10 protein-coding genes are annotated in these 14,583 nt (G+C 48.4%); all 10 read right to left on the reverse strand.

What is annotated here, in order from left to right; genetic code table 11:
- Positions 1 to 122 precede the first annotated feature (122 nt).
- The gene (locus KKC1_RS13960; RefSeq protein WP_088555036.1) at positions 123 to 1,169 is read right to left on the reverse strand and encodes an MraY family glycosyltransferase; all 1,047 of its coding nucleotides are present in this window, start codon (positions 1,167 to 1,169) and stop codon (positions 123 to 125) included.
- Between the two features lie 37 nt (positions 1,170 to 1,206).
- The gene (locus tag KKC1_RS13965) at positions 1,207 to 2,202 is read right to left on the reverse strand and encodes a glycosyltransferase family 2 protein (protein ID WP_192868259.1); all 996 of its coding nucleotides are present in this window, start codon (positions 2,200 to 2,202) and stop codon (positions 1,207 to 1,209) included.
- 42 nt (positions 2,203 to 2,244) lie between these two features.
- Positions 2,245 to 4,194, reverse strand: a complete 1,950-nt coding sequence (locus KKC1_RS13970) for a hypothetical protein (RefSeq protein WP_088555038.1) — start codon at positions 4,192 to 4,194, stop codon at positions 2,245 to 2,247.
- 22 nt (positions 4,195 to 4,216) lie between these two features.
- A complete protein-coding gene (locus KKC1_RS13975) occupies positions 4,217 to 5,326 on the reverse strand; it encodes a glycosyltransferase family 4 protein (RefSeq protein WP_088555039.1) in 1,110 nt (369 codons plus the stop codon).
- Positions 5,323 to 6,543 (reverse strand): glycosyltransferase family 4 protein, encoded by a 1,221-nt coding sequence (locus tag KKC1_RS13980; protein WP_088555040.1) that lies wholly within the window; start codon positions 6,541 to 6,543, stop codon positions 5,323 to 5,325. The genes KKC1_RS13975 and KKC1_RS13980 overlap by 4 nt, the downstream gene beginning before the upstream one ends.
- Positions 6,540 to 7,376: an O-antigen ligase family protein gene (locus tag KKC1_RS13985; protein ID WP_192868260.1), complete on the reverse strand. Its 837-nt coding sequence runs from the start codon at positions 7,374 to 7,376 to the stop codon at positions 6,540 to 6,542. Before KKC1_RS13985 ends, KKC1_RS13980 begins: the two co-directional genes overlap by 4 nt.
- Positions 7,377 to 7,899: 523 nt before the next feature.
- Positions 7,900 to 8,979 carry a non-hydrolyzing UDP-N-acetylglucosamine 2-epimerase gene (gene wecB, locus KKC1_RS13990; RefSeq protein ID WP_088555042.1) on the reverse strand — a complete coding sequence of 360 codons (1,080 nt, stop codon included), beginning with the start codon at positions 8,977 to 8,979 and terminating at the stop codon, positions 7,900 to 7,902.
- Positions 8,980 to 9,012: 33 nt separating this feature from the next.
- Entirely contained in the window at positions 9,013 to 10,842 is a 1,830-nt protein-coding gene (locus KKC1_RS13995) for a polysaccharide biosynthesis protein (protein WP_088555113.1), read from the reverse strand.
- Positions 10,843 to 10,881: 39 nt separating this feature from the next.
- Positions 10,882 to 13,179, reverse strand: coding sequence for an O-antigen ligase family protein (locus KKC1_RS14000; protein ID WP_088555043.1), 2,298 nt, complete (start codon positions 13,177 to 13,179; stop codon positions 10,882 to 10,884).
- Positions 13,180 to 13,355: 176 nt separating this feature from the next.
- Positions 13,356 to 14,459: a DegT/DnrJ/EryC1/StrS family aminotransferase gene (locus KKC1_RS14005; RefSeq protein WP_088555044.1), complete on the reverse strand. Its 1,104-nt coding sequence runs from the start codon at positions 14,457 to 14,459 to the stop codon at positions 13,356 to 13,358.
- Positions 14,460 to 14,583: the final 124 nt, after the last annotated feature.

Consider the following 14,583-nt stretch of genomic DNA (forward strand, 5'->3'; position numbering starts at 1 on the left):
GAAACGGATTTAGTCAAAATCAGGTGATCCCGGTAAGCCTGGAGCTTCAACGGTTGCCGGGTTTTTCAAAGATCTTATTAAAGGACGCTCTGAAAAAGTAAACTACTCAACTATTCAACGTCCTACATAGACATCTTTTCTTCTTTGGAATAAACGACCCGGGCTCCGTCTACTTTAAGCAGATCAAAACGATATACCCCGTAAACCGAGCCGGCCAACACTAGCACAACAATCGCCGCCTGCAAAACCCCGTTTCCCCAATAATATGCCATTCCTGCCATTCCGAACACTGCCGCCAGAACATAATTGACCAATACCGCCGCCCGGTGGGAAAAGCCCCACTGGTCCATAAGCAGGTTGTAAAAATGGCTGCGGTCGGCGGCAAAAATGGGACGGTGGTGGATATAGCGCCGCAGGATGCTCAAAAAAGTATCAAAAAGCGGCACTCCCAGCACCAGCACCGGCACCATGCTTCCCTCCAGGGAACCGGAATCTCTCGCCACAAGGATGCCCAGGGAGGACAGAACGAGCCCCAAAAACAAACTCCCCGTATCTCCCATAAATATCCGCGCCGGGTGAAAATTATAGACCAAAAAACCCAAAGTGCCTCCGATAAGACACACCGCCAGGACGGCCACCAGGGCCTGTCCCTCAACAGCGCCTATGAAAAGGAAAACAACAGCGGCAATAACGGCAATTCCCGCGGCCAGCCCGTCCAAACCGTCAATAAGGTTAACCGCGTTGAGCACCAGCACCACCCAGGCTACCGTTACCATCCAGGCAGCCGGCCCTGAACCAAACGCCACCCCCGAACCAACCAGTACCAGAGCAGCCGCCACCTGCCCCAACAGCTTCACTCCTGCCGGCAGCTCCCGGCGGTCGTCCACCAGTCCGAGGGAAAATGTCAGCCCGGCTGCCAGCAATATGCCGATGACCTGAGGACTGGTTTCCAGCCCTAACTTCCCCCGCAGGAAATGAGCCGCCGTCATTCCCGCCATGAAACCGAGGTAGATCCCTATACCCCCCGCCTTCGGCACCGGTGACCGGTGGATCTTACGGTGGTTAGGCCTGTCCAGAATCTTCAGTTTTATTACCTGTGGAGTAACGGCCCAGGAAACTGTAAAGGCCGTAATCATGAAAGCTGCCAGCAGGTAAACCAAACCGGGCACCCCCTCTGTCCTCCAGCAGAACAGTTAAACCGCCTTACTAATCTTTGCCCTTCCAAAACATCAGCCTTAACAACCCGTACAGCGTCCCAGCACCGTAACTAAGGTGAAGGCAGGCAAAAATCCAGGGAAGAACGAAAAAGCTCAGCCAATCCTTCTCCCGGAAGGCTATGATTAATGAGCTTACCAGCGCGGCAGAGATATAACTTCCGGCTACGAACCAGAGCAACCAGGGAAATCCAGGTAATAATACTAACCCCAACAGCAGCGACGCAACAAAAGCGGCAGGGACAAAATGGCGCCAAGACAAAGAATTCCGGTGCAGGAACCAGGTATACACATTCCACATTCCGTTACCGAAGCTTTGTTTAACAAAGGAAATCAAGTCTCTCCGGCTGACGTAATAACTCCTGATCTCCGGCGTCATGTAAATTAACCCGCCCTGGCGTCGCAGGCGGTAATTGAACTCTATATCCTGGTTGCGGATCAATCGCTCATCAAAAAGACCGATTTTCTCAAAAACCTCCCGCCGGTAGGCGCCGTAGGCCACCGTGTCCACCGGCTGCGCTCTTTTTGAAAAGCGGAACCGGGCATTGCCCACCCCAAAAGGGGAAGACAGCGCCTGGGAAATATAGCGGGCCATGAAGCCCTCTCCCACGGTTTCCAAAGGTCCTCCCACACAGGAGGCGCCGGTCCTGTCCAGGTACTCCACACACTTCTCAATAAAATCTTCCGCCACATAAGCATGTCCGGAAAGTATAATAACCACTTCGCCGCGGGCTTCCTTTATACCCATGTTTAAGGCCACCGGAGTTACCCGCCGCTCGTTCGACAGCAAACGCACTTCTACGGGACAACCCGCAGCCTTCTCCTCCACTACTTCCACCGTGCGGTCGGTAGAACAGCCGTCCACCACCACTAGTTCATAACAGGCGGCAGGATAAGTCTGCTTTAACAAAGACTGCAGGCACCTGGCGATATAATTCTCTTCGTTATAGGTAGGAATAACAATACTTACCAACGGCCTTTTCTTCACCAAATCACCCGCTTTAACTGACCAGTTTTCCCAGCCTACCCACTACTTTATCTGAACCCACCCTATTCGTACCCCTGGATCCACGCTCCCAACGGGATAAAGTCTCTTTGCTGAATCATTTTCGCCTGCGGGCTTCCAGAAGCCGAACTTAAAATCATACCATCCAGGATTGATCTTACGAACATACGTATGAACATAAATTTCCCCGACCGTCCACTGACTGGTAGGAGTAGAAAAACTATGGTCGAAATTAGCATATCCGTATTTTTTTCTATTCTCTTCCAGGATAGATTTGTCCTTCACTCGGCCATGAAGAAAGAGTTTGTAATCATCATTCATTTGACCTATAACTTTAAAATACATGGTGATCCGGGTTTTGCCGTCTGCCAGAGGCGTAAATAAACTTCCTAAATATAAAATTTTATTCCCCAGGTTAACAGGCTTAGGTGGAGCAACGAATTGACCGGCTACGGCAACATTATTCAGCATAATCAAGGAATAGCGAGGCTCATCGACTACTTTTCGGAAATACGGGCCTTGAAAAACGTCTTGGGAAATCGACAGCTTCTCTGTCAGCCGGTACCTGTCCCCGTCTTTAACCAGCAACAGACCATCAATCGAACCATAGGGATTGTCCCTTAGTATATGGTAAACATCCTCACTGTTGTTGGCAACAGCAATAATCTCCATTAAATTCTTTCGTCTCTCTTGCCGGGCCGACGGATTCATATAAGATGTTTCTTTTACCCAAAAGGCTGTTAACGGCACCTTTACTAATACGTCCTCCGTTCCTTCGCTTAACAACAATGTTTTTTCAGCAATACCGGGCCAGCTCGCAATTACCTCTAATGCAGGGTTAAGCTCGTTACCTAAGCGAAATGCTTCAACCGGTGCTAATTGGTCGGTAGCAACGGTTATATTCCAAAATACTAGAACCCCAGCCATTATTACTACCGCCACCGCTGCCCTTTTTGAGCCCTGCTTTTGTCTGAGTAAGGTTAAAATTTCTTTCAGGAAAAACGCTATCCCAAAGGCTAAGACAACTTTGAAAAGTATACTTATCTTGTACAACAATAAACCGGTCTGAAACAGATCCCTGAATCCCCAGTCCAGCAACACTAAGCCAAAAAGAACTAAGACCAGAAGCCATAAAACCCTGATAAACGCCTCTTTTCTGTACCGAGCTAATGACCAAACGCCCAATGACCCTGTTACGAAAAGCGGAACTAAGCTGGAAGATATAGCTAATGGAAAACTTTCCGTCATAACAGGATTCTCAAAACCAAAACGTAAGAGGCTGATAAATTGCGGTAACCAAAAAATAGAGGAGAAAACAGCGGTATGCAAAAGCACAGCTTCCAGTACTCTAATTTCTTCTTTTTTCTCAGATAATTTAAAATGAAGCCAAACACTGACAACTCCTGCCAAAATCCATACAGGTTTTAATAGCATCACTGCAGCCGTCCCCAAAAGACCCAAAAACACAACGTTTCCTTTACTTGACGAACCTTTTGTTTTAGTTACCAAGTAAACCATCCAGAGAAGCAATATAAAGGCACCACCCACATCAGCGGGCAGCTCAAACAGATCAACAAAGGATATTCCCAAGATAACAACAGTTATCACCAAATATTCCAACAAATCCGCGCTAGTCTCGCGAGTAATTAGATACACTACAAATGGCACCAAAAATATCACTAGACCAGTAGCGAACAGGTAGCCCTGCACAGCATCCAGTTGGAAAATCTTTGCAAAGAGGGCCGCTGCCCAGGCCAGCAGAGGGGGCTCCGCGTTAAAAGCTCCCGTATAATAAGGGTCCTGTAAAAACTGACCTTTCATTGCTTTGTTGGTTAAGGCAATCGTATGTTTAGCCACTTCAACGAAAGAATTGTAGCCCCAAACGCTCACTATTACTGTAAACACACAAGCAAGAACAAAGCCTATTACTATAGGAGCCAATATTTCATATTCTTTGCGTAAAATGGATAGCATGGGCAACCTCCTGTTTAACTTTTCAATCGAAAAGTTTCTCGTACGTTTCCAATAAAATACGTTCCTGGGACAGCCAGTTATATCTTTCTAAGTAAGCTTTATGCCCGTTACGACCCATCTCTTCCCGTAAATCGGGGTTGTTTAAAAGATATTCGATGCCCCGCGCAATATCTGCTGGGTTCAAAGGGTTGACAGTCACTCCACACCTGTTTTGCTGCACAATCTTCCGCCAGTGGGGGAAATCGGAAGCTACTATCGGCAACCCCGCACCCATGTATTCAAACATCTTGTTCGGCATGGCAGTCAGGTGATTTGGTGCCGGGTGAAAACAAAGCAGTCCTACTGTAGCCTTCACCATTAATCCGATGGCCTCGCGATGGCTTACCTGGCCTAATAATTCGACATTTCTACCGCGAGAAAGTTCCTCGATTTCCCGCGCAAATTCTTCGTCGGCAAAGCTCCCCACCAGCTGAAGCTTGACGGGATGCTTAGGACTTAAATAATCCAACGACTTAACTAGCTCCGCTATTCCCCTAACCCGACGCATCAATCCCACGAATATTAATGTATGAATCTCTTGATTCCTCTTAAACTCAACTTCTTTTATCAAATCATCTATAACCAAAGGATAGTTTTTGATTACTACCACATCACCTTTTTTGAAATTGGAAGCTATATCAGGCGTGACAGCTACCACTCGGTTAAAGAATATGGCTGCTATTTTTTCCACTAGTTTAAAAACAGCAGCAACAAACTTTCTCAGATAAACCGGCAGCCATTCCTTGGACAGAATCGATAAGGGATAGTTCTCATGAACATCGTAAATCACTTTCTTGCCCAGGCATCTTAAAACGATTCCCAACGGTATAAGTTCAGGATCATGAAAATGTACAACTGAAGCGCCGGATTTTAAAGTTCTCCCTAACAATCTCAACCAGTTAAGAGGGCGTTTCCACCGTTGGGAGTATGAAGGCAAACCAAATACATCAATACCATCCACCTTTTTATAATAAAACGGCGCTATGCCATGCAATTGGACTTCATACTTCGCGGCCAGTGATTTTGCTTGCTTATGAAATATCCGAATATCATTCCAGGGGTGAACAGAGGTAATAATACAGACCTTTTTCAAAGCTTTATCCTCCCGTTACTGCGTTTCCTACTCACAATTCCTTTATAAATTTCCGTCATTTTTCTGGCATTATCTTCCCATGTATAACCATTCAACACCGTTTCCCTAGCCCTCCAGCCAATCTGTTGCCTAAGTTCAGAGTTTAGTAAAAGATTCTTAAGGGCTTCCGCCAAACTTCCTACATCTTTTGGTTCAACCAGTATCCCGTTGACACCGTTCACAATCAGATCCTGAATCCCCTGGCCTTTACAGGCAATAACCGGCTTACCGTGGGCCATGGCTTCAAGATAAACCACACCGAACCCCTCTTTCCAGCTAGGCATCACAAACACATCACAGATGGACATATACTCCATCGTCCGGTGGTGAGGCTGCCTTCCCGCAAACACGACATTGTGGTCTAGGCCCAATTCACTGACTAGTCGTTGCAGCTCTCTCTTTTCCGGCCCGTCCCCAACGATTATAAAAACAAACTCCGGTACATTTTCTTTAATTTCCCGGAGAGCTCTCAGGGTGTAGTCGTAACCTTTAAGCTTAATCAGAGCAGCTACTGTAAGTATAACTTTTTTGTTTTTGAACCGCTCCCGCAGCGGGCTTTCGCCTTTATACAAAAGTTCAGGGGATATCCCGTTGTGAACAACTGTAACTTTTTGTTCTTCCTTCACATATTTGGCGGTCAGCTCAGCAAGCATAGTACTAACAGCTATAATCTTATCGCTCCTGTTCAAGGTAGTTTGCACCGCTCTTCTACAGAAAATGCTCCGCTTTACAGTTTGCGTAACATCCAGCCCGTGAATGGTAACCACCACAGGTTTAGCATATTGCCTTTTGAGCAGCACAGCCCCGTATCCATCCGGAAGAGCTACATGAGCGTGGATTAGATCAAACGGAAATTCCCTAGTTAATTGGGCTACAAAACTTTTTATGCCGTAGTAATAAAACCACCCTGATGATGATAACCAAAAGTTTCGGGGAAAAGTTATCACCCGGGGATGATAGACAGTAACTCCTTCCAGGTTCTCCCTCTCCGGCGTACTGGCATATTTATTCCACTTCTCATTTAACCTTCCCAGGCCAAGTGCGGTCCACGGTACAGGAGCCACAACTCTACATTCCAAACCAAGCCTTTGCAAAGCTGTAACCTGCTGATGAACAAAAAGGCCATAGCTTGGATTAAATTCGTTGGGGTACATATGCGACAGTACAAGTACTTTCACAAATTTTCGCTCCCCGTATTTCCTTTAGTATAATGGCAAGTAACAACCGCCAAGGCAAAACCAATGATAATCCAGAAATACCGTAGACCAATGACTCCGCTTGGGCCAAGCACTGCCAGAGAAAAGCCCGTTAAAGAAAGCAAAGCAACTTCAGCCCAAATCCTCAAAATTCGACTGTCGCTCGTTCGAAAAACCCTGTACAACATGAAGGTAAGGGCTACGTAGCCTGTAACGTGCAAAATCCAGATCCCAGCACCGTAATCCACTAGAAGCTCTATCCACCAGTTGTGAACACTGGAAACGCCCATAGTATCTGAAGCAGACTGCCGGAGGTGATACTCGGCATTTCCACCCCCAGCGCCCATCCAGTAATACCGAGAACCCACCTGCAAAGCATAGAGCGAAAGTTTCAGTCGGTTGCTAACGGAGGGATCAGCCAATGACACGGAGTTTAACTGTTCAGTCATGTTTGCGATTTGACCTAACATGATATTACTGACGTATTCACCGGCTCCCGGCCAGGAGTTAGCGATAAGTGCTATTAAAAACAGAGTGATAACTCCCCTTTTTACGATACGTCCCCAGCGCCCAAAAGCTATCAACCACACACCAACGGCCATTTCAAGCAGGACAGCAAGGATGCTCGCCCTGCCACCGGTACGAAGAAGCAGGTGAAAACCAAACAAAAGTAAGGCTAAAATTGCTAATTTGAGAATAGTATGCCGAGTAGACCTCATCATGCCGTACATAAAAGGTAACGCTAGGGCAAGAAAAGCAGCAAAATCGTTCGGGTTATGAAAGACAGCAGTAGGAGTAAAAACCTTAGCCTTCACCCCTGAAACCCACAAATGATTGCCCGTTAAACTTTCCCATAAACCTATGGCCATAAAAATCAATGTTATAAAAAATACTAGCAACGTAAGTCTTTTCAACCTGAGTTCTGAACTTAAAAACAATGATGTAAATAACACCAGGCAAAAGGAAGAAAAAATAAGGTAAATATGCCGCATAACAATAAGTTTGTCAGCCGCCCATAGTAGAGAAATGGCCGACCAGCTTAACCAGACCAGCCAACCTCCCCAATAATACTTTATTACTTGGGGTACACCCTCGAACAACTTAAAGCCCTTATTTCTGGCATAGGGTATAAAGAAAATAATAAATAGCAGGAGTAATATCCGATATGCAAAAATATTGGGCAATTTTGGCCAAGAAAGGAAGTGTCCGAACAAGGCAGTAGTAACAACGAGATGCCATAGAAGCACCAAAAATCTTTCATAATTCAAAACTTTTGACAAGGCTGTAGGCTTTAATATAAAGGAACCCAATCCAGTCACTCCTGGGTTATCAGATGTATTACTCAAAGTTTCTACTGAGGATGCTAATAATTTTCATGGAAGCTTGTCCATCTCCAAAAACAGGCTTTCTTTCGGGCAGATCAGTACTCCTCATTCTCATAATCGCAGACAGTATTTTTTCCGGGCGTGTCCCGGTCAGAATATTCCAACCCGCAGCCACCGTTTCCACCCATTCCGTCTCTTCCCGTAAGGTTATGCAGGGCACACCTAAAATGTATGCTTCCTTCTGTACCCCTCCAGAGTCCGTCAGAACTACTTCAGCATTTGATACCAATACCAGCATATCCAGATAACTTACGGGAGGTATAAGCAATACACAATCGTTTACCTCTAAAAAATTAAGCAGATCCGCTTCTATCAATCTAGCCTTAGTTCGAGGGTGTAGAGGAAAAACAACAGGAGAATCTATTCTCGTCAACGCCTCAACAATATTTTGCAAATTAGCTAAATCGTCGGTATTTTCTGCCCTGTGAACGGTAGCCAGTACGTATTCTCCAGGAAACATCTGAAGCCGCTCTAGAATGTCTGATTTTTCACGAGCAATCGCCAGATTATATACCAGGGCGTCGTACATTACATCACCAACTAGATAAACTCCCGTAGTAATGCCCTCGCGGTGCAAGTTTTGAACCGCTGTCTCGGTAGGACAAAACAGAAGCGAAGATATATGATCAGTTAACACTCTATTCTGTTCTTCCGGCATCCTTTTGTTATAGCTCCTAAGTCCTGCCTCTACATGGGCTACAGGGATATGCATTTTGCTTGCTGCCAGTGCTCCGGCAAGAGTGGAATTAGTGTCTCCATATACCAAAACCAGATCCGGGCTCTCTTTTAGCAGTACTTCCTCTACTCCTTCCAGCATCCTTCCTGTTTGCCAGCCGTGATTTCCCGAACCCACTCCCAAATTATAGTCGGGCCGGGGAATATCCATTTCTTCGAAAAATACAGCCGACATATTGTAGTCATAATGTTGACCGGTATGAATTATTATTTCCTGATGATGTTTCCTGAGCTCCCTGGATACCGGTGCAGCCTTTATAAATTGGGGTCTTGCTCCGACAATTGTTGCGATTTTCAATTAATATCACCTCTTTTATCTTATCTCAATAATCTAACCAAAACTGCGAGTTGCCGCGACATGCTTGTGGTAAGGGCGGTAGCTAGGAACAAACCGGCTTAGAAAATCCCGAGCAGAGTCAGCATTCGAAAATTTATCATCTCTATTTAGTTCGCCCAGCATCATCTCTATGGTTTCGGTATCTATACAGTTATTTTTCGCTATATAAATCTTCCGGTGCCGGGTGGCGGTTACTCCTTCCTCCGCCGTCAGCAGTTCCTCAAACAGTTTCTCCCCCGGCCTGATACCGGTAAATTCAATCTTAATATCCTTGTCCGGCTCAAACCCCGACAGCCTTATCAGGTCCCGGGCCAGGTCAACTATCTTCACCGGCTTGCCCATGTCCAGGACAAATACTTCACCGCCCCGGGCCATGGCCCCGGCCTGGATCACCAACTGCACCGCTTCGCTTACCGTCATGAAATACCGCACCATGTCCGGGTGGGTGACCGTCACCGGTCCCCCCTTCTCTATCTGCCGCTTGAATACAGGAATCACACTTCCCCGGCTGCCCAACACATTTCCAAACCGGACGGCCGCAAACCTGGTATCACTGACCCGGTCGAGATGCTGGATAATCATTTCCGCTACCCGCTTGGTTGCTCCCATAACGCTGGTGGGGTTGACCGCCTTATCGGTGGATATCAGCACAAAAGTCTTTACGCCCACCCGGGCGGCCGCCTCAGCCACGTTTCGCGTACCGATAATGTTGTTCTTCACCGCTTCTTCCGGGTGAATTTCCATTAAAGGCACGTGCTTGTGAGCCGCGGCGTGGAAGACCACAGCCGGGCGGTACTCCTCCATCAGGCGCTCTATACGGCGCTTTTCCCGGATGTCGGCCAACTCCACCGAGAGCGGTACCTGAGGGAAGCTCTCCTTCAGTTCCATCTCCAGTTCAAACAGGCCGTTTTCGCTGAAGTCCACCGCAACTAATCTCCCAGGATGAAAACGGCAAATCTGCCGGCACAGCTCGGAGCCGATGGACCCTGCGGCCCCGGTAACCATCACCACCTGGTCTCCCAGGTAACCGGCTATCTCCTCCATGTCAATGGATACCGGCTCCCGCCCGAGGAGGTCTTCCAGCTCCACCTCCCTTATCTGGCTCACCGTAACCTTACCGTCTATCAGGTCGTACACGGCAGGAACAATTTTCAGCTTCGCCGGCGTAGCCTTACAGATAGAAACAATCTCCCGGATGACCTCTCCCGGAGCTGATGGGATGGCAATAATAATCTCCTCAATCCCATGTTGCTGTACCAGCCGAGGGATATCGTCCCGCGTACCCAGGATGGGCAGGCCAAAGATCTGCATCTTTTGCTTGCCCGGGTCATCGTCTACAAAACCGACCGGCCATATCTCGGCGGCCCGGTGGTGGCGCAGCTCCCGCGCCACGGTGGCCCCGGCGTCCCCGGCTCCCACGATCAAGGCCTTACGCGCCCTGACGGTTTGTCTCGGCTCGCTCAGCCTGTCCACCAGCAGGCGCCAGACAAAGCGGGAGCCGCCGATGAACAGGATATTGAACATCCAACCTAAGATAGGGATACTGCGGGGCAGCGGAGACGGGGAAAAATATCCGATCACCGCCACACCCACCGTACTTACCGTAACGGCCCGGATTATGGCCAGCAAATCGTCGGTGCTGGCGTACTTCCATATCCGGTTGTACAGATCGTGGACATACAGGGAACCTAGGCTGACGGCCGTTACCACCAGCGCCACATCCAGGTAACCGTATAAATACTTACTGGGGATGCTGCCCTCAAAACGCAGCAGCAAGGCGCAATAGTACGCCAGATTTACCAAAGCTGCATCACCCAGCAGCATAAATACCCGCAGGCGCACCGGGTACGCCCCCTTTCACGGTCACTGCAGAACGGGTAATTTCCGCAGGCGATCATAATCCCTCTTCAGTTGCGGCATCCTTTCAACCGCTATTTTCTTCATTTCCTCCGCCTGCTCCACAAACCCTTGCTTACGCTTTATAATGCTCAACCAGAGATAAGCCTCCCCTTTAAACCGGTCATCCTGCGCCGCTTCCTCCAACAGTTTCTCTGCCTCCGCCCAGTGATTTAAGAAATAATTGGCAATTCCCACATTGAGCTTAATTAGAGGACTGACTTGCAGCAATGGTTCCCGGTTCCACTTGACCCAAAGTTCTTTTTCTCTATCGCTGAGGTTGTCCATAACGTCCTTTAGCCTTTCGGGAACTTCCAGCGTCCGCCGGAAATACTCTTCCGCCTGTCGCAGCTCCCCATTCTGCAGGAAGTTGAAACCGGTGAGCATGTAAAGCCGCGAAAGGTTATCATAGGTGTTTTGGTTAAAAGGAAAGACTTCCCAGGCCTTCTCCATCATCATGATACTGTCCATTTTTTTTCCGGACTGCCAGTACAGGTTGGCCATCTCCATATAGATGCGGGCGTTATAACTGCTTTTAGCCAAAGACTTTTCCCCAATTTCTAAAGCCTTTTCCCTTTCACCCAAAATATGATAAGTTTTGGCCAAGTCAATGAGATAAGTGGCCATAAAAGGATCAAACATAGCGGCCCGGGCGAAGTTCTGTTGGGATAGGCGATAGTTTTTCAGTTGAAACGCTTCTACCGCCTGCCGGGCATAAGCATTGCCGATGAGCAGGGTGGAAGAGAGCAATATGATAACGAGGCTGGCCGCAACCACGCCCGCCATATATTTCCCTTTCACCCGGTTAAAAGATTTAGGCGAAATAACCTTCTCCTCTCCGTTCCGTATCCTTTCCAGCCCCCGCAGGAAACCAAAGATACCCCAGAGCACCATGGCCACCGCGGACAGGGCCAGGTCAAAATCCATCAAAGAATGCGCACCCAGGGCCACGGCTCCCGTCCCCATGGACCACACCAGGGCCCTGTCTCCTTCTTCTCGACGGTATAACCGAAGCCAGGTCGTTAAAAAGCTAACCCAGATGCCGATAAAGATAATAAAGCCAATAGTTCCCGTTTCCGCCCATACCTGCAGGAAATGGTTGTGCACCTGGGTGGAGGAATACATGTAGCTCTGGTAATGCCGGTAGGTGGCTTCCCAGGCGCCGCCTCCCAGGCCCAAAATTGGGTGTTCCCGGATGAGCTTAAACACGTCCCGGTATAAATACAGCCGCATCTGAACCGCCTGCTGCTCCAGGTTGATGCGCTGCAGTCTTTCCACAATGTTCTGTGGTAACAGCCCTTTCGAAGCTACCTGAACGTCCTGCGGCCAGAAGAGGACTACCGCACCCAGCACCACGAGCACCAGGCAACCGGCCATAACTGCAACCCTAAACCTTCGATCGTCAAGTCTAAACCCAGGTATAACCCTGCTTGAGTACCAGTAGATCAACTGGCCGGCGATACTTATCAAAGCCCCCACCACAAACCATAACCAGACAAGATCCATTCTTCCGGCATTGATGTTGGGCAGGAATTTGTCATTGAATAGCACGGCAGCCACCAAACTTACCGCCAAATGAAAGGCTACCGGGCCCCGGCTACCCTTGGGAAGCCCCAGGAACAGTAGAAAAAAAGCCAGGGGAAATACCAGAAAAGCTCCGCGGGAGTTGGTGCCCAAAAACACCGCCAGGAGTGTATAATTCCCCACCGCGTATAAGAAACGCCCTGCAAGACCGCCCTTCCACCACAAGTATATACCTATAATCGCCAGTACCAGGAGATATATAGCTAAAGCATTCGGATATTGCAGGGTGGAGAAAATGCGCCCGTTCACAAACCCGTCGTTGATATGGATAACCTCGGTGGCCGTCATAATCCCCGCCAGGGCCACTCCCACCGCGCTCCAGTAAAACACATTCAGCAGTATACGAACATCTCTTTCCTCCCGAACCAGCTGCGATGCCATCCAGTAAACCAGAAAATATAGAGAAACTTTAACTATCTCCGCCACCGCCAGTCTCTGGTCGGCAGCCACAAAAAAGCTCAAAACATAGGCCAAAACCAAGGCCAGATTAAAATAATCCAGAGGCCGGCTCAAAAAACTCACTTCCCGGCGAGAAAGCTTCCAAAACCAGGTCAACAGAAACAGCCCGCCGGCAAACAACAAAGTCCACTGCTGCTCATTCTGGAAGAACAAACCCCTGAAATACGGAGGATAGAAAAGCATCACCGCAAACAGCCAGAAGACAATTTCCCGCAAGCCCATTTCCCCAAGCTCCTTTTTTCTTTAACATAAATACCTTTCTTCACAACCTTTTAAGATTTCTCTACTATGCGTCACTTTTCCTGCTTTTACGATCCAGATCAACAAATCAAGCCCTTAGAGAAATATTACTAAGGGCTTCAAAATTATAATAAAAAAACAAAACTTTCTTGCGCCAATTATCTACTATGGTATTCTTTGACCCTTTTAACCACTTTTCTTACCTGATCCTCGGTAATCTCCGGGTAAAGAGGCAGGGCCAGAGTTTCTCTAGCTGCCTTCTCCGCCTCCGGAAGGCTTCCGGGTTTATACCCCAGGTCCGCATAAACCTTTTGCAGATGTAGGGGCAGCGGGTAATATACGCCGGTAAATATTCCGTGTTCTTTAAGATACTGCATTAACCCGTCCCGGTCGGGCACCCGCACCACATAGAGGTGATAGACGGATTTTGCCCATTCCCTTACGACCGGTGTAACTACTGGAGTACCTGCCAGGAGTTCGTCATACAGTGCAGCTTTCCTTCTTCGGGCTTCGTTCCATTCCTCCAGATACTTAAGTTTAACCCGCAGGATGGCTGCCTGCAGCTCATCCAGGCGCGAATTATACCCCAGCAGGGAATGATAATACTTGGGATTACTCCCGTGCACGCGTAAGATGCGGATCTTCTCGGCCACTTCCGAATCATTAGTTACCACCATGCCGCCGTCGCCGTATCCCCCCAGGTTCTTGGTGGGGAAAAAGGAAAAACAGCCCGTATTACCCATGGAGCCAGCGGGCCTGCCTTTGTATTCGGCCCCGATAGCTTGGCAGGCATCCTCTATGATGAACAGATCATATTTTTGGGCCAAATCGAGAAGCGGATCCATATCTGCGGGCTGCCCAAAAATATGTACCGGGATGATAGCTCGTGTGCGCTTGGTAATTTTCTCTTCCACCTGGCTTACGTCCAGGTTATAAGTTTCAGGGTCAATATCCACAAATACCGGCACTGCCCCTACCTGAGAGATCACTTCGGCGGTGGCAAAAAAGGTGTAGGGTGAGGTTATCACCTCATCTCCTTCCCCCACCCCCAGCGCTACCAGCGACAAAAGCAACGCATCCGTGCCGCTGGCCACTCCCACCGCATATCTGGTACCAGTTAGGCGTGCAATTTCTTTTTCCAGTTCCGCTACATTGGGCCCCAGGATATATCTGCCGCTCTCCAGCACCTGCACTACAGCCGCGTCGATCTCTTCTTTTATGCTTTCATACTGTGCTTTCAGGTCCAACAACGGTATGCCCATATTTTCTTCCCCCTGTCACGAACGAAAGATTTTCTCTTCTTCCGGCACGTCCTTAAATACCCGGGCGGGTACTCCCTTCACCATCTTCCCCGGCGGAACATCCTTGGTAACCACAGCTCCCGCC

Source organism: Calderihabitans maritimus (genome assembly GCF_002207765.1).
Classification (GTDB): domain Bacteria; phylum Bacillota; class KKC1; order Calderihabitantales; family Calderihabitantaceae; genus Calderihabitans; species Calderihabitans maritimus.

Bases quoted from the DNA above. Each gene is read 5' to 3' on its own strand.
- KKC1_RS13970 (WP_088555038.1), bottom strand. From the start codon at position 4,194: ATGCTATCCATTTTACGCAAAGAATATGAAATATTGGCTCCTATAGTA.
- KKC1_RS13995 (WP_088555113.1), bottom strand. From the start codon at position 10,842: ATGCTGCTGGGTGATGCAGCTTTGGTAAATCTGGCGTACTATTGCGCC.
- KKC1_RS14000 (WP_088555043.1), bottom strand. From the start codon at position 13,179: ATGGGCTTGCGGGAAATTGTCTTCTGGCTGTTTGCGGTGATGCTTTTC.
- KKC1_RS14005 (WP_088555044.1), bottom strand. From the start codon at position 14,459: ATGGGCATACCGTTGTTGGACCTGAAAGCACAGTATGAAAGCATAAAA.